Annotated in this window: 14 protein-coding genes; 6 read left to right on the top strand and 8 right to left on the bottom strand. The window is 70.9% G+C overall.

Translation table 11 applies throughout. The features are described 5' to 3' along the window. Positions 1-37: 37 nt before the first annotated feature. The gene (locus ACQP2F_RS30035) at positions 38-586 is read right to left on the bottom strand and encodes a helix-turn-helix domain-containing protein (RefSeq protein ID WP_433293204.1); all 549 of its coding nucleotides are present in this window, start codon (positions 584-586) and stop codon (positions 38-40) included. Positions 587-622: 36 nt separating this feature from the next. Between ACQP2F_RS30035 and ACQP2F_RS30040 the strand changes: the two genes are divergently transcribed. Then, entirely contained in the window at positions 623-1468 is an 846-nt protein-coding gene (locus ACQP2F_RS30040; protein ID WP_433293206.1) for an alpha/beta fold hydrolase, read from the top strand. A gap of 379 nt (positions 1469-1847) precedes the next feature. On the opposite strand, the gene ACQP2F_RS30045 is transcribed toward ACQP2F_RS30040, so the two are convergent. From ACQP2F_RS30045 to pgi, 3 genes are all read right to left on the bottom strand, one after another. Next, positions 1848-3227 (bottom strand): carbohydrate-binding protein, encoded by a 1380-nt coding sequence (locus ACQP2F_RS30045; protein ID WP_433293208.1) that lies wholly within the window; start codon positions 3225-3227, stop codon positions 1848-1850. A gap of 66 nt (positions 3228-3293) precedes the next feature. Beyond that, positions 3294-4370 carry a winged helix DNA-binding domain-containing protein gene (locus tag ACQP2F_RS30050; protein WP_433293210.1) on the bottom strand — a complete coding sequence of 359 codons (1077 nt, stop codon included), beginning with the start codon at positions 4368-4370 and terminating at the stop codon, positions 3294-3296. A 33-nt stretch (positions 4371-4403) separates the two neighbouring features. Beyond that, on the bottom strand, positions 4404-6032 hold the full coding sequence (gene pgi, locus ACQP2F_RS30055) for a glucose-6-phosphate isomerase (RefSeq protein WP_433293212.1): 1629 nt from the start codon (positions 6030-6032) through the stop codon (positions 4404-4406). A gap of 292 nt (positions 6033-6324) precedes the next feature. Here pgi and ACQP2F_RS30060 point away from each other — a divergent pair, with 292 nt between their 5' ends. Then, on the top strand, positions 6325-7551 hold the full coding sequence (locus ACQP2F_RS30060; protein ID WP_433293214.1) for a benzoate/H(+) symporter BenE family transporter: 1227 nt from the start codon (positions 6325-6327) through the stop codon (positions 7549-7551). Positions 7552-7668: 117 nt separating this feature from the next. On the opposite strand, the gene ACQP2F_RS30065 is transcribed toward ACQP2F_RS30060, so the two are convergent. The 3 genes from ACQP2F_RS30065 to ACQP2F_RS30075 are packed head-to-tail and all read right to left on the bottom strand — an operon-like array spanning position 7669 to position 10460. Then, complete coding sequence (locus ACQP2F_RS30065) at positions 7669-8067, bottom strand: MazG nucleotide pyrophosphohydrolase domain-containing protein (RefSeq protein ID WP_433293216.1); 399 nt, start codon at positions 8065-8067, stop codon at positions 7669-7671. A 52-nt stretch (positions 8068-8119) separates the two neighbouring features. Then, positions 8120-10138, bottom strand: coding sequence for a DUF6596 domain-containing protein (locus ACQP2F_RS30070; RefSeq protein WP_433293218.1), 2019 nt, complete (start codon positions 10136-10138; stop codon positions 8120-8122). A gap of 4 nt (positions 10139-10142) precedes the next feature. Then, entirely contained in the window at positions 10143-10460 is a 318-nt protein-coding gene (locus tag ACQP2F_RS30075; RefSeq protein WP_433293220.1) for a YciI family protein, read from the bottom strand. A gap of 138 nt (positions 10461-10598) precedes the next feature. Between ACQP2F_RS30075 and ACQP2F_RS30080 the strand changes: the two genes are divergently transcribed. Continuing rightward, positions 10599-11234 carry a DUF998 domain-containing protein gene (locus tag ACQP2F_RS30080; protein ID WP_433293222.1) on the top strand — a complete coding sequence of 212 codons (636 nt, stop codon included), beginning with the start codon at positions 10599-10601 and terminating at the stop codon, positions 11232-11234. Between the two features lie 193 nt (positions 11235-11427). Here ACQP2F_RS30080 and ACQP2F_RS30085 read toward each other — a convergent pair whose 3' ends face one another. Then, positions 11428-14010: a putative bifunctional diguanylate cyclase/phosphodiesterase gene (locus tag ACQP2F_RS30085; RefSeq protein WP_433293224.1), complete on the bottom strand. Its 2583-nt coding sequence runs from the start codon at positions 14008-14010 to the stop codon at positions 11428-11430. An 832-nt stretch (positions 14011-14842) separates the two neighbouring features. On the opposite strand from ACQP2F_RS30085, the gene ACQP2F_RS30090 reads away from it, so the two are divergent. The 3 genes from ACQP2F_RS30090 (at position 14843) to ACQP2F_RS30100 (ending at position 17966) form a co-directional block, all read left to right on the top strand. Further along, on the top strand, positions 14843-16024 hold the full coding sequence (locus tag ACQP2F_RS30090; RefSeq protein ID WP_433293226.1) for a dipeptidase: 1182 nt from the start codon (positions 14843-14845) through the stop codon (positions 16022-16024). 254 nt (positions 16025-16278) lie between these two features. Then, a complete protein-coding gene (locus ACQP2F_RS30095; protein WP_433293228.1) occupies positions 16279-17178 on the top strand; it encodes an ABC transporter ATP-binding protein in 900 nt (299 codons plus the stop codon). Beyond that, positions 17175-17966, top strand: coding sequence for an ABC transporter permease (locus tag ACQP2F_RS30100; RefSeq protein ID WP_433293230.1), 792 nt, complete (start codon positions 17175-17177; stop codon positions 17964-17966). The genes ACQP2F_RS30095 and ACQP2F_RS30100 overlap by 4 nt, the downstream gene beginning before the upstream one ends. Positions 17967-18062: the final 96 nt, after the last annotated feature.

Here is an 18062-nt window from a genome sequence, read left to right on the forward strand (position 1 = left end):
CTCAGACCTCCCCGGCCGCCCGAGCCATCGCCCCTCCTCAGCCCTCCTCGGGCGGCCGCGCGTCGGCCATCGGGAACAGGATCGGGCTCAGCAGGTAGGGCGAGCGACCGCCTTCCGGGGCGTTGGCGATCACCGGCATGATGGCCTTCCGCATGCCCGCGATCAGCCCGTCACGCTCCTCCGGCGTCAGCCAGATCGCGTGCTGGCGGTAGCCGACCATGTCGGTGGCCGGGTCCGCCTCCTCGCTGTCGAGATAGGCCCCGAACTCGGCCATCAGCACCGCCATCGCGGTGGCGAAGATGCGGCGGTGGTCGTCGGGAGTCGCAGCGGCGGCGCGGCCGGCGTCGATCGTGGCGCGGTCGGGGCGCAGGCGGTAGCTGCGCTCGACGAAGCCGCGGACCCGCTGCTCCCCCGCGATCTCGATGATGCCGGCGTCGGCGAGCAGGCCGACGTGACGGTAGACGGTGGCCTGCGAGACGTCCGGCATGCGGGCGCACAGCCCGGCCGTCGTCACGGTGCGGCCGCCGGAGAGCGCGTGCACGATCCGCAGCCGTACCGGATGGAGAAGAAGCTCGACCGGGTCCATTCCGCTATGTTCTCACACCTGATAATGTTCGCAGCCATGAGAACAATGGTCGACGGGGTGGCCACCTATCGAATCGGCGGCTCGGGCGGGGCGTCCGTCGTCTACCTGCCGGGCGCCGGGCTGGTCGGGCTCGACTTCCTCAATCTGACGTCGGTGCCCGGGGCCGCCCATCTGCTGTACGACCGGGGCGGCACCGGGTGGAGTGCACCGGCCGCCCTGCCGCGCAGTGCCGCCGAGGTGGCGCACGAGCTGCGGCGGGTGGCGGGGCCGGGTCCGCACGTCCTGGTCGGACACTCGATGGGCGCGGTCTATGCGCGGCGGTTCGCGCAGCTGTACCCGGCCTCGGTCGCGGGCCTGCTGATGCTCGACCCCGGGCACGAGGACCTCTTCGCGCACTTGCCGGCCGAGGCGGCCTCTCTCAACGACCGGATGAAGCCCGATCCCGCCCAGCTGCCGGAGCTCACTCCCGAGCAGCTGTCGGCGGCGCGCACGGCATACGAGTCGCTGCTCGCGTCATGGCCACCCGACGTGCGCGAGGAGCTGATCGGCTACCACCTGACGAAGTGGCGGATCGCGCTGCTCGAGTCGGCCAACCTGGAGTCCGCCGTCTACGACGAGCTGCGCGGCGGCGGCCCGGTGCCCGACGTGCCCACGATCGTGCTGACCGCCGGCGCCGGCAATCCCGCGTGGTCGGCATACGGACCGCCGGAGCTGGTGCGAAAGGCGCTGGACGGCATCCGCGACCTGCACGCCTCGATGGCCGCCGCCGTCACCGACGGCGAGCACCGCATCCTGGAGGGCGCCACCCACCAGGTCCCGCACCTGGAACAGCCCGACGCCGTCCGCGCCGCACTGTCCGACCTGCTGGCGAAGCTGAGATAGCCGCCCCAGCTCTGCTCACCTCGGCGCGCAAGGAAGTGGCCCAGCTCTGCTCACCTCAGCGCGCACAGAGTGGCCCAGCTCTACTCACCTCGGCGCGCCGGGCGGGCGGAGGGTCCGCGCGCCGGGCGGGCGAAGGATCCGCGCGCCGGGCGGGCGAAGGATCCGCGCGCCGGGCGGGCGAAGGATCCGCGCGCCGGGCGGGCGAAGGCGTCCGCACACCGCGCGAGTGAAGGGATCCGCGCGCCGGGCGGGCGAAGGCGTCCGCACACCGCGCGAGTGAACGGATCCGCGCAGCGGGCGGGCGAAGGCGTCCGCCCCGGGCGGAGTCGACGGAACCGCTCGCCGGGCCGGCGGGTGCGCGCCGGCCCGGCGTGGAGAGTCAGCGGCCCTCGAGGGACTTCACGTTGTCGCCGAAGGTCCAGTTCTTCGAGCCGTCCCAGTTGATCGACCAGGTCATCATGCCCTTGATCGCGCTGACGCTGTTGTAGGCCTGCGCGACCAGGGACGGCGTCATGTAGCCGCCACCGGCGCCGGACTGGGCGGGCAGGCCGGGCACCTGCTTGTCGTACGGCACACGGATCGTCGTGCCCTGGATGGTCAGGCCGTTGTTGAGGCACTGGGTCTGCACGGTGAACCCCTGCACGGTGCCGGCCGAGTAGGAGTCGCCGGAGCAGCCGTACATCGAGCCGTTGTAGTACTGCATGTTCAGCCACCACAGGCGGCCGTTGTCGACGTACTTCTTGATGATCGGCAGGTACGAGCCCCAGATCGAGCCGTAGGTGACGCTGCCGCCCGTGACATAGGCCGTCTCCGGCGCCATGGTCAGGCCGAAGTTCGACGGCATCTGCGCCAGCACCCCGTCGATGATCCGGATCAGGTTGGACTGCGAGGCCGACAGCGTGCCGATGCTGCCGCTGCCGGTCAGGCCGGTCTCGATGTCGATGTCGATGCCGTCGAAGTTGTACTGCTTGAGGATCGGCACGATGGTCGCGACGAACCGGTCGGCCACCGCCGTCGACGACAGGTCGATGCCGGCCGCGGCCCCGCCGATCGACATCAGGATCGTGGCGCCGGACGCCTTGGCCGCGCACATCTCGGCCGGGGTCGACACCTTCACGCCGGCGTCCATGCCGTTCTCCCAGAGCACGGTGCCGTCGGAGCGGATCACCGGGAACGCCGCCGCGATCACGTTGTAGCCGTGCTGCAGGATCCGGCTGTCGTTGATCGGGATCCAGCCGAGCCCCGGGTGCACGCCGTTCGAGGCGCCGTCCCAGTTCTCCCAGTAGCCCTGCAGCACCTTGCCCGCGGGCCGCGACTTCACCGCACACGTCGAGCCGGTCGGCGGCGTCGTGGTCGGCGGCGTCGTGGGCTGGGTGGTCGGCGGCGTCGTGGGCCGGGTCGTCGGAGGCGTCGTCGGCGAGGTTGTCGGCGGCGTGGTGGTCGGTCGCGTGGTCGGGGCCGTCGTGGGCGGCGTGGTCGTGCCGCCCGTGCACGCGCCGAGGTCCTTCCACAGCGAGGGCGTCGCGGCCGGGTTCCAGCCCGCCCCCGGGTACGCCGTGTGGGTCACCAGCGCCTGGTACAGGTGCCCGTTGTAGGTCACCTGCTGCCCGGCCGTATAGGTCACGCCCTCGGCCCAGACCGTGCCCGAACAGGCCACCGCCGCGAACGACGTGCCCCCTCCGGCGATGGACACGGCAAATGCTCCCGCCGCCACCGCCACCCCTGCGACCAGCGCTAACACCCGACGACGGACGCCCATGGCGCACCCCTTCATCTACCGATGTGGCCCACGACACTCACATCATGGAGTTCACATTCGTAAATATCAAGGGTTCTTAACAGTCAGCGGCACCCCCAGAAATGACGCGAACGGTTCGAGCGCGAGGGCGGCCGCCCGATGATCAGCAGCGGTGAATCGCCCGAGGGGCAGAACGGTCACCGTCACCCCACGAGCGCCCAGCACCCGCTTCCAGGTCGCGACGACCCGCCCGTCCCGCACGAGCGTCGACTGGAACACCCCGTTACCGCCCGGGATGATCGCCGCCAGGTCGGCCGGCGAGGCCATCAGCGACCGGTCCTTGTAGCCGAGCATGTATTCGTCGAAGCCCGGCAGCGCGAGCCAGCCGTCCACACCCCGGTCAGCGGTGTTCGCAGCCATGATCATCTCAGCACCCTCGACGTCGACCACGGACAGCTCATCCCCGGCGACGGCGATTCCGGCCTTGCAGTCGGTCATCGTCAAGCCGGTCCAGCCGGCGAAATCCTTCCGCGTGGCCGGGCCGTGGCTGCGGAAGTAGCGCAACGCGATCATCCCGAGCGCTTCCTCCCGGGACGGCCGCACGGGCGCCGGCACCCACTCGTCGAGGAGCACGAACGTCTGCTCCTTGCCGACGTGGGGAGCTATCGCCGTCACGCCACGCTGTGACGCGTACCAGAGCAGGTGGTAACCCCGCTGACCGCTCACCTCGACGCCGCCCGATCGCAGCGCCTCCAGGCACTCGGATCGCGTCAGGCGCCCGCCGCCGGCGAGGGCGGAGCCGAGCAGCTCGACCGCCCGCTCCGATGTCGCGAGATCGAGCCCGAGCGTCTCCCGGCGTTTCTCGGCCCCGGCGAGTGCCCGCACCCCCATCAGGTCGAGCATCCAGTGCGCGTCGACGGCGGGCACGAGATGGACGGTCCCGCGCATCGGCCAGGTGCGCAGGACCTCCCGTTTCTCGAGCGCGTCGTTGACGTCACCGAGCGTCCAGCCGGGCAGGCGCGCGCCCAGGGACCACAGCATGCTGTTGGCATCCTGCGACTGCATCGCCCCGAACCAGGACACGATCTCGCCCACCGAAGCGGGCGCGTTGCCGCGCAACAGCAGGCTGCTGAGCCGAAGCCCCAGGGCCGTCCGTCCATCCATGCGACGACCCTAGGGCTTGGGTACGACAAAAAGTCAGCGCCCGCGGGCGGACCGGTAGAGGCGGATCAGGTTGTTGGTCGACGAGTCGTCATCGGCCTCGGCCGACGAGCCGGTCAGCTTGGGTGCGAGCTGGTTGGCCATGACCTTGCCGAGCTCGACGCCCCACTGGTCGAACGAGTTGATCTGCCAGATGGTGCCCTCGGTGAAGGTGATGTGCTCGTAGAGGGCGATCAGCTGACCGAGGATGGCCGGGGTCAGCTTGTCGGCGAGGATCGTCGTGGTGGGGTGGTTGCCCTGCATGACGCGGTGCGGCGCGACCTCGGGGCTGCTCCCCTCGGCCTTGACCTGGTCGAGCGTACGGCCGAAAGCAAGCGCTCCGGTCTGCGCGAAGAAGTTGGACATGAAGAGGTCGTGCATCTCGCCGATGTCGTGGTTGGGCTGCGAGAAGCCGATGAAGTCGGCCGGGATCAGCTTCGTGCCCTGGTGGATCAGCTGGTAGAAGGCGTGCTGGCCGTTGGTGCCGGGCTCGCCCCAGTAGACCTCGCCGGTCTGGTAGCTGACCGGCGAGCCGTCGAGCCGCACCGACTTGCCGTTGCTCTCCATGGTCAGCTGCTGCAGGTAGGCGGCGAACCGGTGCAGGTACTGCGAGTAGGGCAGGATCGCGTGCGACTGCGCGCCCAGGAACGTGTCGTACCAGACGTTGATCAGGCCGAGCAGGGCCGGCACGTTCGACTCGACCGGCTGGGTGCGGAAGTGCTCGTCGACGGCGTGGTAGCCGGCCAGCATGTCGGCGAACTGCTCCTTGCCGATCGCCACCATCACCGACAGGCCGACCGCGCTGGGCAGCGAGTAGCGCCCGCCGACCCAGTCCCAGAAACCGAACATGTTGGCGGTGTCGATGCCGAAGTCGGCCACCCGCTGGGCGTTCGTGCTGACGGCCACGAAATGTTTGGCCACCGCCTCGGTCGCGCCGCCCAGCCCGTCGACGAGCCACTTGCGGGCCTCGGTCGCGTTGGTCAGCGTCTCCTGGGTGCCGAACGTCTTGGAACAGACGATGAACAGGGTGGTCGCCGGATCGAGGTCGTGCGTCTTCTCGTACAGGTCGGTGGGATCGATGTTGGAGATGAACCGGCACTCGATGTCGGGCGTCTTGTAGGCCTTGAGCGCCTCGTAGGCCATCACCGGACCGAGGTCGGAGCCGCCGATGCCGATGTTCACGACGGTCTTGATGCGCTGCCCGGTGTGCCCGGTCCACTCCCCCGAGCGCACCTTGTCGGTGAACGCGCCCATGCGGTCCAAGACCTCGTGGACCTCGGCGACGACATCCTGCCCATCAACCACCAATTGCGCCGTACGCGGCAGACGCAGCGCCGTGTGCAGGACGGCGCGATCCTCGGTGACGTTGATGTGCTCGCCGGCGAACATGGCGGCGATGCGCTCGGTGAGGCCCGCCCTGCCGGCCAGCGCGATCAGCGCGGTCATGACCTCGTCAGTCACCAGGTTCTTGCTGTAGTCCACGGTCAGGTCGGCGACGGTCGCGGTCAGGCGCTCGCCGCGCCCCGGGTCGCTGCCGAACAGGTCGCGCAGGTGGACCGCCGAGAACTTCTCCGCATGCCCCTGCAGGACCTGCCACTCGGCGCTGTCGGAAACGTGTTCGCTCATGGGCCTTGTCTCTCGCTCGAACCCGGACTCTCGTCCTCATCCTGGCATGAAACGGTGCCCGTCACCGATCAGTTCAACCGTCCGTCACGAGGAGATCCGACAGGCGCCGCAATGCCGGCATCAGCGCGCCCGGATCGGCCCCGGCGACACGCTGCGCGGCGCGGAAGCACCCGACCGCGACCTGCGGGGCGAGGGTGGTCCGGTGCGCAGCGATCGGATCGGCGACGTCCTGTGGCGGCCACCTGACGCCCCGCGCCCACCGGGCGGGCTCCTTCGATTAGCATCGCCGCGCATGACCTGGTTGACCCGAGCAGCGCCCCTGTCCGCCGTGACCGCCGGCCTGCTCGCCATGGTCATCGGCGTGACGAGCTCGGCCGCGATCGTCTTCAGCGCTGCCCGGGCCGCCGGCGCGAACGACGCCGAGCTTGCTTCCTGGATGCTCGCGCTCGGCGTCGGCATGGGCCTGACCTGCATCGGCCTGTCCCTGCGCTTCCGCTCCCCGGTCATCACCGCCTGGTCCACCCCCGGCGCCGCGCTGCTGGCCACCGGCCTGAGCGGCGTCACCCTCCGCGAGGCCACCGGCGCCTTCCTGGTCTCGGCCGCCCTGATCACCTTGAGCGGTGTCACGGGTTGGTTCGCCCGGGTGATGGACCGTGTGCCCGTACCGCTGGCCGCCGCCCTCCTCGGCGGGGTGCTGGTGCAGTTCGGCATCGGCTTGTTCTCCTCGATGCAGCACGCCTTCGCGCTGGTCGCCACGATGTTCGCGGTGTACCTGCTGTGCCGCCGCCTGCTCCCGCGCTACGCCGTCCTGTGCGCGCTGGCCGCCGGCGTGGTGGTGGCCGCCCTGACCGGATCACTGCACCTGCACGGCGTACGCCTGGCGTTCGCCAAGCCGATCTTCACCGAGCCGTCGTTCTCGTGGCCGGTGGTGATCGGCGTCGCCCTGCCCCTGTTCGTGGTGACCATGGCGTCCCAGAACCTGCCCGGCGTGGCCGTCCTCCGCAACGACGGCTACGACGTGCCGGTCTCGCCGCTGATCACCTGGACCGGCCTGACCAACTTCGTGCTGGCCCCGTTCGGCGCGTTCGGCCTGAACCTGGCCGCCATCACGGCCGCCATCTGCACCGGCCCGCAGGCCCACCCCGATCCCCGCCGCCGCTACGTCGCCGGCGTCTGGGCGGGCGTGTTCTACCTGGTGATCGGCGCGCTGGGGGCGACGGTGGGCTCGCTGCTGACCGCGCTGCCGCCGGCGTTGGTGCTCGGCATCGCGGGGATCGGCCTCCTCGGGACGATCGGGTCGTCGCTGACTTCGGCGCTGTCGCAGGCCCGGTGGCGGGAGGCGGCGGTTGTGACGTTTCTGGCTACCGCCTCCGGGATCAAGTTGCTGGGGGTGGGGTCGGCATTCTGGGGGTTGGTTGCGGGGCTGTTGACGGCTCTTGCCACGGGGGCGTTCCGGAGGGTGAGCGCGACGGGTGAGGTCGATGCGGCCGGGGTAAAAGTGCCCGGCGCGGCCCCCTGACCGACCCCCACCCGTTCTGGGTGGGGTAAAGAAAACCACCGGCCTACGACATTTTCGGCGCGTTATCCACAGCCGCGGCGGGCCCCAGCGGCCTCCCGGCTGAATCTCACCGGCTTCTCACCGGTCGAACAGCGACGCCAGATCGGGCGGCCGGAAGTTCGGCCCCTTCTGGACCTTCCCGTCGCGAACCACGGGACGCCCGTCGTCACCGAGCTTGCTCATGTTTGCCCGGTGGACCTCGGCGATCACGGCGTCCAGGTCGATGCCGTGCGAGATCGCGGTGCCGTAAGCGACGTAGACGACGTCGGCCAGCTCGCGCGCCAGCGACGCCAGCCTCTCCGGGGACGGGTCCTGCTGCACGGCGGCCGATGCCTCCACGACCTCGGCCACTTCCTCGTCCAGCAGTCGTTGCCGGACCACGGCCAGCTCGGCCGGGATCGACGCCGGGCGGTCGGCGTGCGCCAGCCCGAACACCTCATGGAACTCCCGGACCAACCGCCACGGCGACTCACTCACGCACGGCACGATACCGATCCCGTACGGCGGGGATCGCGACCCACCGCCGACATCACCCGTGGCGCAGGCTGCGAAGGGTGTGGCCGCCGGTGGCGCGCTTGAAGAGGTACTCGGCGCGCTCGTAGGACAACCGGGCGCGGCCGGTGTGCGGGCAGCGGTCGGCGGCGGCGCCGGGGGCGGGGCGGCGATCGGTCAGGAAGAGCGGGCCGGCCGTGCGCTCCCCGATCAGCGGCGGGAGGAGGCGGGCCGTGCCGGAACGCCAGGTGACCCAGCGTGCGCCGGAACGGGCGCGGCGATCCTCGAGGTCCAGGTCTTCGACGTTGAGGGCGAGGACCGCGCTGACCGGGGCGCCGCTCTCGTGCAGCAAACGCCAGAACGTGCGCTCCCGGGGTGAGAACCGAGGGTCTTCGAGCAGAGCCGTCAGAGCGGAGGCGGGGAGCGGGGTGGCGGGGACGGAGGTCGTCTCGGGGCGGCGATCCAACGCATCGGCAAAGGAGCCGGCGGAAGACAAGGAACCGGCCGAAGACGAAGAAGCGGCCGCTGACCAGGCGGCGAACGAGCGCAACGCGGCGCGGTGGCGGTTCCAGGTCTTCGGGGCGGCTCGCCCCCACGCCGTCGTGCACGCGGCGGCCACCGCGGACGGCGTCAGCTCGTCGAGGGGCATGCTGTCGCCGAAGGCGCGGCGCAACCGGGTGAGGGTCTGGCGGTAGGAGCGGACGCTGGCCGGATCGAGGTCGTCCCGGTTCAGAAAGGCATCGACCGCCGCACCCAGGCCGGAGACGGCGCGATCCCGGCCGGAGACGGCGCGATCCGGGCCGGGGACGGCCGGCGCCACGGTGGTCATCTCGGCCGCGCGCCGGCGTAGGAACTCCAGCTCGCGGTGGTTGCGGGTCAGCGTCAGCGCCCGCTCGAACTCGCGGCGGGCCTCGGCGTGGCGGTTCAGCCGGGCCAGCAGATCGCCGCGCACGGCCGGCAACAAGTGGTAGTCGCGCAGGAACGGGTCGGTCAGCAGCGGCTCGGTCGCGGCCAGCCCCTCCGCCGCGCCGCGCGCCATTCCCACCGCCACCGCGCGGTTGAGGCGGACCACCGGCGTCGGCACCAGCTGGATCAGAGCGTCGTAGAGCGCGACGATGCGCTGCCAGTCGGTGGCCGCGGCGGTCGGCGCCTGAGCATGACAGACGGCGATCGCGGCCTGTAAGACGTACGGGCCGGGCGTGGTTTTCAAAGATCTTGCTTTGAGCATCGCCGCGAAGCCGCGCCGGATCAGCAGCTGGTCCCAGCGCCCGCGGTTCTGCTCGTGGAGCAGTACCAGCTCGCCGTCGGGACCGGTGCGCGCGGCCGAGCGTGACGCCTGCAGCTCCATCAGCGCGACCAGCCCGTGCACCTCGGCCTCGTCCGGCGCGAGCTCGGCGAGCATGCGGCCCAGGCGCAGCGCCTCGCGACAGAGGTCGGCGCGGACGAGATCCTGCCCGGCCGTCGCCGCGTACCCCTCATTGAAGATCAGATAGAGCACCTCGAGCACCGAGCTCAACCGCCCCGGCATCGCGTCGCCCGCCGGCCGCGCGAAGCCCACCCCCTCGTCGGCGAGCGTCTGCTTGGCGGCGGCGATCCGGCGGACCACCTGCGGCTCATCGAGCAGAAAAGCGCGACCGATCTCGTACGCGGTGAGCCCGCCGACCAGCCGGAGAGTGAGAGCGACACGAGCGTCGCGGGGCAGCACCGGATGACAGCAGACGAACATCAGGCGCAGGACGTCGTCCTCGGCCGCCGCCTCCGGCCCCGTCTCCGGCCCCGCCTCTGGCGCCGCTGGCAGATCCCGCTCGACGACGGTCTCCCGCTGCGACCGCCGGAGGTGGTCGACGGCCCGGCGCCGGGCGACCGTGGTCAGCCAGGCGCCGGGATTGTCGGGTACCCCCTCGACCGGCCACTGCTCCAGGGCCGCGACCAGCGCGTCCTGCGCGAGCTCCTCGGCCAGCCCGACGTCGCGCACGAGCCGGGCCAGGCCGCCGACGATCCGGGCGGACTCCAGTTTCCAGACCGCGTCGATCGTGCGGTGGACGTCGGTCGTCATCGGGTCAGAACACCTGCTGGATGGTGCTCTCCCCGTCGCCGACGATCTTGCGGAAGCGGCGGCCGAGCTCGATCGCCTCCTCGCGGGAGCCGACCTCGATCAGCGCGAAGCCGGCGGCCGCCTCCTTGGCCTCGGCGAACGGCCCGTCGGTCACGGTGATCTCGTCGCCGGCCGAGGTCATCCGGACGCCGCCGGGCTCGAGACCGCCGGTGGCGAGCAGGACGCCGGCCGCGGTCAGCTCCTCGATGAAGGCTCCCATCTCGGCGAACAGCTTCTCGTCGGGCGCGGTGTCGGACGGCTTCTGCATCATCAGGAAACGCATGGTCGTGCTCCTCCGGTGAGGTCGTGTGTCGCGGACACCACTGCGTCGGCCCAGCCTATGCGACAGGGAATGGAGACCGTTCCCTGTCGCATCGGTCGTTCGACGATTTGGCGAGAACCGACCGAGGAGGAACCCGAAATGACCGCAGCAACGATCGCCGCCGCACCCGTCCGCGTCGCCTCGACCACCCGCCCGCTGCTGGCGGCCGGCGTCGTCGCCGCGCCGCTGTGGGCCACGGTGTCGCTGGCCCAGGCCTTCACCCGGGACGGCTTCGACCTGACCCGTCACCCGCTGAGCATGCTTAGCACCGGCTCGCTCGGCTGGCTCCAGATCACCAACTTCCTGCTGGCCGGCGCGCTCACCATCGCCGGCGCGATCGGCCTGCGCCGCACCGGACGCGGCACCTGGGCCCCGCGGCTGGTCGCCCTCAACGGCGTGGGCATGATCGCAGCCGGCGTCTTCACCATGGATCCCGGCGACGGCTTCCCGGCCGGCACTCCGGCCGGCATGGGAGTGCTGTCGTGGCACAGCTACGCCCACTTCGCGAGCGGCACGCTGGCGTTCGGCACCCTGATCGCCGCGTGCTACGTCCTGGCCCGCGGTTTCCGCGGCGCCCGGGCGGTGGCGTCCGTGGTCGCCGGAACAGCCCTGCTGGCAGGCGACCTGTGGGCGACGGCGGGCGGCAGGGCGGGTTCCCTGACCCTCGCCATCGGCGCGATCACCGCGCTGCTCTGGATCTCCACGGTCTGCGGCGATCGCCTGCGGGGTCTCTGATCCGCTTTGGTCGTCAGGCTTTTTCGAGCCCCGCGCCGGTTTCGGTGCGGGGCTCGACGTGGTGCGCCCCCGTGGCGAGCCCGCGGCATGGGAGCCCGAGTTCCCACTGCCGCCCGGCATCCTGTGCAGCGTGGGAGTTGTCACGCGTACCGGCAAACGCCGCCGACCAAGCGCGACCGGACCGCCCACCGTCCTAGGAGGCTAGGCGGATTGCTTCGGGCATCGAGAAAGCCGTCTCCCTCTCCAGCAACGCGGTCGCGTCACTCGCCGGCAGCGGCCGCGACAGCAGGTAGCCCTGCGCGTAGTCGCACCCCATCTCACGCAGAAGCGCGAGCTGCACGTCGTTCTCGATGCCCTCGGCGATCGTGCGCATGCCGAATCGCTGCCCCAGCCGCACGATCGTCCGCACCAGCGCCTCGTCCTCGCAGTCGCCGCCGAGCCGGTCCACGAAGGAGCGGTCGATCTTGAGCACGTCCATCGGGAAGCGGCGCAGGTAGGCGAGCGACGAGTAACCGGTGCCGAAATCGTCCATGGCGAGCATGACGCCGAGCGCCTTGAGGCTGACGATGCGGGCGAGGTTCTCATCGGTGTCGTTGAGCAGGACCGACTCGGTCATCTCCAGGCAGAGCTGACCGGGCGGCATGCCCGTTTCGGCGAGCACCCCGGCGACCACATCGGCCAGGTCGCCGGCCTCGAACTGCCGGACAGAGACGTTGACAGCCATCACGAGCGAGCGGCCCCACGCTACGGCCTGGCGGCACGCTTCGGTAAGCACCCAGCGCCCGAGTGGCACGATCAACCCGGTGGCCTCGGCGACGCCGATGAACTCGAGCGGCGGGATCATGCCGCGGGTCGGGTGCTGCCAGCGCACGAGGGCCTCGAAGCCGATGATCTCGCCGCTCCGCAGGTCGACCTTCGGCTGGTAGTGCAGCACGAGCTCGTCCCGCTCGAGGGCGAGCCGCAGATCGGTGGCGAGCTCGAGCCGGCGTACCAGACCATCGTGCATGCTCGAGTCGTACGTCGCGTAACCGCCGCCGCCCGCGTCCTTGGCCCGGTACATGGCCAGATCGGCGTCGCGCTGCAGTTGCTCGATGTCGCCGGCGTCGGCGGCCGAGGCGATGCCGACCGCGGCGCTGACGTGCAGCTCACGGTCGTCGACCAGGACCGGCTCGGCGAGCGCGCCGAGGATCTCGGCCGCGACGATCTCGGCGGCCGGCAGCGACGCGTCGGCGATCACCGCGAACTCGTCGCCACCGACCCGCGCCAGCGTCCACTCGGCGGGCAGGCACGCGCGCAGGCGCTCCGCGACGCACACCAGCAGGTGATCGCCGGCGTCGTGCCCGAGGCTGTCGTTGATCTCCTTGAAGCCGTCCAGGTCGAGCAGCAGAATCGACACGCGCTCGCGGGGGTTGCGCTCGATCGCCTGGCCGAGCCGGTCGGCGAAGCCCGCGCGGTTCACCAGCCCGGTCAGCGGATCGTGATACGCCTCGTGGCGCAGGCGATCCTGCAGGTCCTGGGCCTCGCTGATGTCACGGGTGTTGAAGACCAGGCCTTTGACGTACGGGTCGTCCAGCAGGTTGGTGACGGTCATCTCGGCCAGACGAGGCTTACCGTCGGCGTGCCAGATGACGATCTCGAACACGGTCGTGGCGCCCGGCGTGTCCTTGACCTCGTCGATCGCGGCCGCGACCCGTCCGCCGACCTTCCGCCCCACCAGTTCGCAGAACTTCCGGCCCAGCAGCTGTGACGCCGGGTAGCCGAAGATGCGCTTGACCGACTCAGACTGCCAGCGCACGGTGGAATCCGCCTCGAGGATCGCGAGCGAGTCGGTGCTCTGCTCGACCAGCGCACGAAACCGCAGCTCACGCTCGTGCAACTCGGCGGCGCGCTCGGCGACACGCGACTCCAGACGACGGGCCAGCCGCCGGTTCTCGATCATGAGCAGCACCTGGCGCCCCACGACCAGCGCGATGCTGATCGACCGGGTCCAGCTGCCGACCGTGCTGGGCGCTCCGCCGAGCAGCAACCGGCCGATACCCACCACAAGGCTGAGAACGATCACCACGTACGGGAGGAGCACCGTCATCGCGGGCCGGTCGTCCTGCTCGGCCTCGACATCCTCCCCCGCATGGCCCAGCACCGCGGCCACGCCGAGCAACCCGAGCCCGGCCAGCCGGCTCGCCGCCCCGAGCGACTCCAGTCCGGCGTAGGCGACGCTCCCGGCGACGGCGATCAGGAGCGAGGCGCCGGCCGTCACGGTGATCGCCCGCAGGTCGGGCACGCCTCGGCGCAGGCGCGTCAGCACGACCAGCGCGGCGGTGCCGAGCACGATGTCGCCGACCGGGTATGCGAGCGGCGCCGAACCGGCCGCGCGGTGCGTGTCGAGCACGAGGTGGAACGACAGCGAGACCAGGCACGACGCGATCAGAAACGTGTCGATGACGGCGCGGACCTTCTCGATGCCGGTACGCACGGGCACCGGCACGAGGAACAGCCCGGCGACCATGAACGGGATCATCCCGAGATAGCCGGGCGCCGGATCGGCCGGACTGCCGCCCGCGAGAGCACAGGCCAGCGCGCCGACGCCGAGCGCGGTCCAGGCGACCCGTACCCGCCCACTCCGCCGCCCCGCCCGAACCAGGCAGGACGTGGCCGCCCCGAAGGCGACCGCACTCGTGAGGGCCGCGGTGACCACCGGCCCGGTCAGCGCCGCCAGCGCGCCGGCGAGCACGAGCACCAGCAGGATCGCGGCCGGCAGCGGACGCCTGACGGTCATCCCTTTCCTCCCCGCCGATCGACAGCCCGTCGAGCCCAGAATCGGGCGAAGCCGCGAAGACCTAAGGCTTATCGGCCCGCTTCGTGAGACGGCGTTGATCGGGGGTATAACGGCGCACGGGACGGGCCCGGTCTCGGCTTCCCGTCCCGCGCCGAAGATCGGAAGATCACTTCTTCTTCTTGTTCTTCTTGTCCTTCTTCGACTTCTTCGACTTCTTAGCCATGGTGGGGCCTCCCTTCGACACGCCGGCCTGGCGGCCTCCCGCCCGCGGCGGATTCCCGAACCACGGGGGCCACCCACTGCCGCAGGCGGCCGATCATTAACATTACGGAAACGCATGGCCTCATGCGGGGTTGTGAAGATGAACAAAAGTTGTCTTCGCGTGTGGCAAAGTATCGCCAAAGTGCGAGAAATGGACATTGACGGTTTGGGTCGTGGCATTGACACGGTCTGATTCCTTGCTCGGTGGTGGGGTTCGGGGTTCGTTTGGGGCGCTTCGCTCTCGGGGTCGTTTCCTCGCTCGCCCGGCCGTGTCTTCCCGGACAACTCGCCCACCGGGTTAACTCGCCTGCCCGGCCCGCTGGGCCCGCTCACCAGCCCGGCCCGCCGGGCGCGCTCACCCGCCTGGCCCGCTGGACCGCCCGGCCCGCGCGCGGCCTTCTGTTCCCGTCCGGTCCGCTCGCCCGCCCGGCCCGCTGTCCGCCCAGTTCGGCTCTCTCGCTCGGCGCTGCCGCCGTTGCCGACGCCGCGCGGCGGGCGGCCCGCCCTTGCCTGCGTGCGGATTCGCCGAAGCGGTTGCGCCGGGCTGCCCTGAGCGAGTAGCCAGGTCCTCATGATGCCGATCATCGACGGGCACAACGACCTGCCCATGCAGCTGCGCGGCCGCTTCGGATACCGAGTGGAAGGCCTGGACCAGCCCCGCCCCGAGCTGCAGACCGATCTCCCCCGGTTGCGCGCCGGCCGGGTGGGCGGCCAGTTCTGGTCGGTCTACGTCCCGTCGGACCTGCCCGAAACCGAGGCCGTGGCGGCGACGATGGAGCAGATCGACGCCGTCTACCGGCTCGCCGCCGCCTACCCCGGCGACCTCGCCATCGCCTACAGCGCCGACGACGTCGAACGCATCATCGCCGCCGGCCGCATCGCCTCGCTGATCGGCATCGAAGGCGGCCACAGCATCGCCTCCTCCCTCGGCGTGCTCCGCAGCTTCGCCCGCCTGGGCGTGCGCTACATGACACTCACCCACAACCACAACACCTCCTGGGCGGACTCCGCCGCCGCGGAACCGGCGGTGGAAGGCCTCAATGACGACGGCCGCGCAGTCGTGCGCGAGATGCAACGAATCGGCATGCTGGTCGACCTCTCTCATGTAGCCCCGGTGACCATGCGAGCCGCCCTGGACACCGCCTTCGCTCCCGTGATCTTCAGCCACTCCGGCGCCCGGGCCCTCCACGATCACCCGCGGAACGTTCCCGACGACGTCCTGACCCGCCTCCGCACCAACGGTGGCGTAGTTCAGCTGACCTTTGTCGCTCCTTTCATCTCCGCCGAATACCGCGCCTGGATGCTTGCCTGCGACGCCGAGCAGCAACGGCTCGGTCTTTACTCCGATCCCTTGGGCCACTGGCCACGCGCCCCGCGCCCGGCCGAGGACCCCGCCACCGTCCCGCCCACGGTCGCCGTCGACCCGATGACCGTGCCCGCCCTCCGGGAGTGGCTCGCTGCCAACCCCCGTCCGGCCGTCACCGTCGCCCAGGTGGCCGACCATGTCGACCACGCCCGCGACGTGGCCGGCATCGACCACGTCGGCCTCGGTGGCGACTACGAAGGCACCGTCGATCTCCCCGAGGGCATGGGCGATGTCTCCAGCTACCCCCGGCTGCTCTCCGAACTCTCCGCCCGAGGCTGGTCCGAGGCCGATCTCGACAAGCTCACGGGCGGCAACATCTTGCGCGTGCTGCGAGAATCCGAACGGCTGGCCCAGGAGCCTCTCTGGCCTTTGTCTCCGGCCCGCTGACTCGTTCCGATCGTCCACGGACGGGCGCCGGCTCGTGGGTCTACTCTTTTGCCGGCGCCCCGCAGCAGTCAACTCGCCAGGCCATGGCCCGCGCTCTCTCTGCCTCGGCTTGTTCGCCTGAGGTGCCGCCGACATTACGGGCTGCGGTGACCGCGGCGATACCGACCAAAGTCGACGATTGCATCGACCTTTGCCCGCAGCCATCGACCTCTGGCCGACGCGAGCGGACGGCCCGCCCCGGCACGCTGAGCCACATGATCCGGGTCGAACACCTCACCAAGAGGTACGGGAGTCACCCCGCAGTCAACGACGTGTCCTTCACCTGCGAGCCCGGCACCGTGACCGGCTTTCTCGGGCCCAACGGCGCCGGCAAGTCCACCACCATGCGAATGATCTGTGGCCTCACCACGCCCACCTCCGGCGCCGCGACCGTCGGCGGCGTGCCCTATCGCCGCCTGGGCAACCCGGGCCGGCTGATCGGCGTCCTGCTCGACGCGTCGGCGCAGCACGGCGGCCGCACGGGCCGTGAAGTGCTCGCGCTCGCCGCCCTCAGCATGGGTGTCGACACTGCCGCGGCCGGCCGGTCACTCGACCGGGTCGGGCTCAACGCGACGGCCGCTCGCCGCCGGGTCAAACGCTATTCGCTCGGCATGCGCCAGCGGCTCGGCCTCGCCCACGCTCTGCTCGGCGATCCGCAGGTGCTGATCCTCGACGAGCCGGCGAACGGCCTCGACCCCGAGGGCATCTTCTGGATGCGCGGCCTGCTGCGCGAGTTCGCCGATCGTGGCGGCACGGTGCTGCTCTCCTCCCACCTGCTGCGCGAGGTCGAGGCGGTCGCCGACCACCTGGTCGTGATCGGCGGCGGCCGGGTTGTCGCCCAGGGCGCCCGCGACGAGCTGCTGTCGACGGCGGGCACTCTGGTCCGGGCTCTCGATCCCGCGGCGCTGGGGGCCATGCTGGGTCGGGCCGGCCTGACGGGCACTCCGTCGACCGACGGCGGCACAGTCGTACGGGCCGACGCCGAGACCATCGGACGAGCCGCCGCCGACGCGGGCCTGGTCCTGCTGGAGCTGCGCCCGGCCGGTGCCGGAGGGCTCGAGCAGATCTTCCTCGAGCTGACGGCCGGCGAGTCGGGGCGGGAGGCAGTTCGATGACCACGTCTCTGTCCCCGGCTCACCGCACGACCGGTCCGGCGCCGATCGCGGCTACCCCTATCTCGCCGGTCCGCCTCACGGTCGTCGAGCTCCGCAAGCTGGCCGACACCCGCGCCGGCCTCTGGCTGCTCATCGTGATCGGTCTGGGCACGGCCGGGACGGCGGCGATCCAGCTCGGCTGGGCACCCGACGACGAGCTCACCTTCGGCGGCTTCTTCGCCTTCGGCCTGGTCCCGTCGGCGGCGTTGCTGCCGGTGCTCGGCATCCTGTCGATGACCGGCGAGTGGTCGCAGCGTACGGCGCTGACCACCTTCACGCTCACGCCCGCGCGCCTGCGCGTGATCGCCGCAAAGCTGGCGGCCGGGGTCCTCGTCGCCCTGGCCGCGACCGTCGCAACGGTGGTGTTGAGCGTCGCCGCGAACCTGCTGGGCATGGCTCTGGGCGGCGACGGCCGCTGGCGGATCGCGCCGTCGCTGATCGGGCAGGGCGCACTTCTGCTCGTCCTCTTCGTCCTGATGGGCATGGCCTTCGGCGCGCTGTTGATGAGCTCGCCGTTGGCGATCGTCGCCTACTTCGTCCTGCCCACCCTCTGGTCGGTCCTGGGCGAGGCGATCCACGCCCTGCACGGCTTAGCGCGATGGCTCGACCTCGACGTGACGTCCGGTCCGCTCTCCGAGCCCGCCATGTCCGCGAGTGAATACGGCCGCCTGGCGGTGTCGACGGTCCTGTGGGTGGTGGTGCCGCTGCTGCTGGGCTCGTGGCGGATCCTCCGGCGGGAGGTGACATGACCGAGCCGGTAACGGCGTCACCTTGGGTGAGGAAGTCGCGGCCGTCGTCCGGGGGCCGTGCCGAATGGAACTTGTTTGGCGGTCAGCACCGCGGGG

This window comes from Actinoplanes sp. CA-030573, from assembly GCF_050951115.1.
In the GTDB taxonomy this organism is placed as follows: domain Bacteria; phylum Actinomycetota; class Actinomycetes; order Mycobacteriales; family Micromonosporaceae; genus Actinoplanes.

Excerpts from the sequence above, each read along its gene's own strand:
- ACQP2F_RS30035 (WP_433293204.1), bottom strand. The coding sequence starts at position 586 with ATGGACCCGGTCGAGCTTCTTCTCCATCCGGTACGGCTGCGGATCGTG.
- ACQP2F_RS30040 (WP_433293206.1), top strand. The coding sequence starts at position 623 with ATGAGAACAATGGTCGACGGGGTGGCCACCTATCGAATCGGCGGCTCG.
- ACQP2F_RS30060 (WP_433293214.1), top strand. The coding sequence starts at position 6,325 with ATGACCTGGTTGACCCGAGCAGCGCCCCTGTCCGCCGTGACCGCCGGC.
- ACQP2F_RS30050 (WP_433293210.1), bottom strand. The coding sequence starts at position 4,370 with ATGGATGGACGGACGGCCCTGGGGCTTCGGCTCAGCAGCCTGCTGTTG.
- pgi (WP_433293212.1), bottom strand. The coding sequence starts at position 6,032 with ATGAGCGAACACGTTTCCGACAGCGCCGAGTGGCAGGTCCTGCAGGGG.
- ACQP2F_RS30070 (WP_433293218.1), bottom strand. The coding sequence starts at position 10,138 with ATGACGACCGACGTCCACCGCACGATCGACGCGGTCTGGAAACTGGAG.
- ACQP2F_RS30045 (WP_433293208.1), bottom strand. The coding sequence starts at position 3,227 with ATGGGCGTCCGTCGTCGGGTGTTAGCGCTGGTCGCAGGGGTGGCGGTG.
- ACQP2F_RS30085 (WP_433293224.1), bottom strand. The coding sequence starts at position 14,010 with ATGACCGTCAGGCGTCCGCTGCCGGCCGCGATCCTGCTGGTGCTCGTG.
- ACQP2F_RS30090 (WP_433293226.1), top strand. The coding sequence starts at position 14,843 with ATGATGCCGATCATCGACGGGCACAACGACCTGCCCATGCAGCTGCGC.
- ACQP2F_RS30075 (WP_433293220.1), bottom strand. The coding sequence starts at position 10,460 with ATGCGTTTCCTGATGATGCAGAAGCCGTCCGACACCGCGCCCGACGAG.
- ACQP2F_RS30100 (WP_433293230.1), top strand. The coding sequence starts at position 17,175 with ATGACCACGTCTCTGTCCCCGGCTCACCGCACGACCGGTCCGGCGCCG.
- ACQP2F_RS30080 (WP_433293222.1), top strand. The coding sequence starts at position 10,599 with ATGACCGCAGCAACGATCGCCGCCGCACCCGTCCGCGTCGCCTCGACC.
- ACQP2F_RS30095 (WP_433293228.1), top strand. The coding sequence starts at position 16,279 with ATGATCCGGGTCGAACACCTCACCAAGAGGTACGGGAGTCACCCCGCA.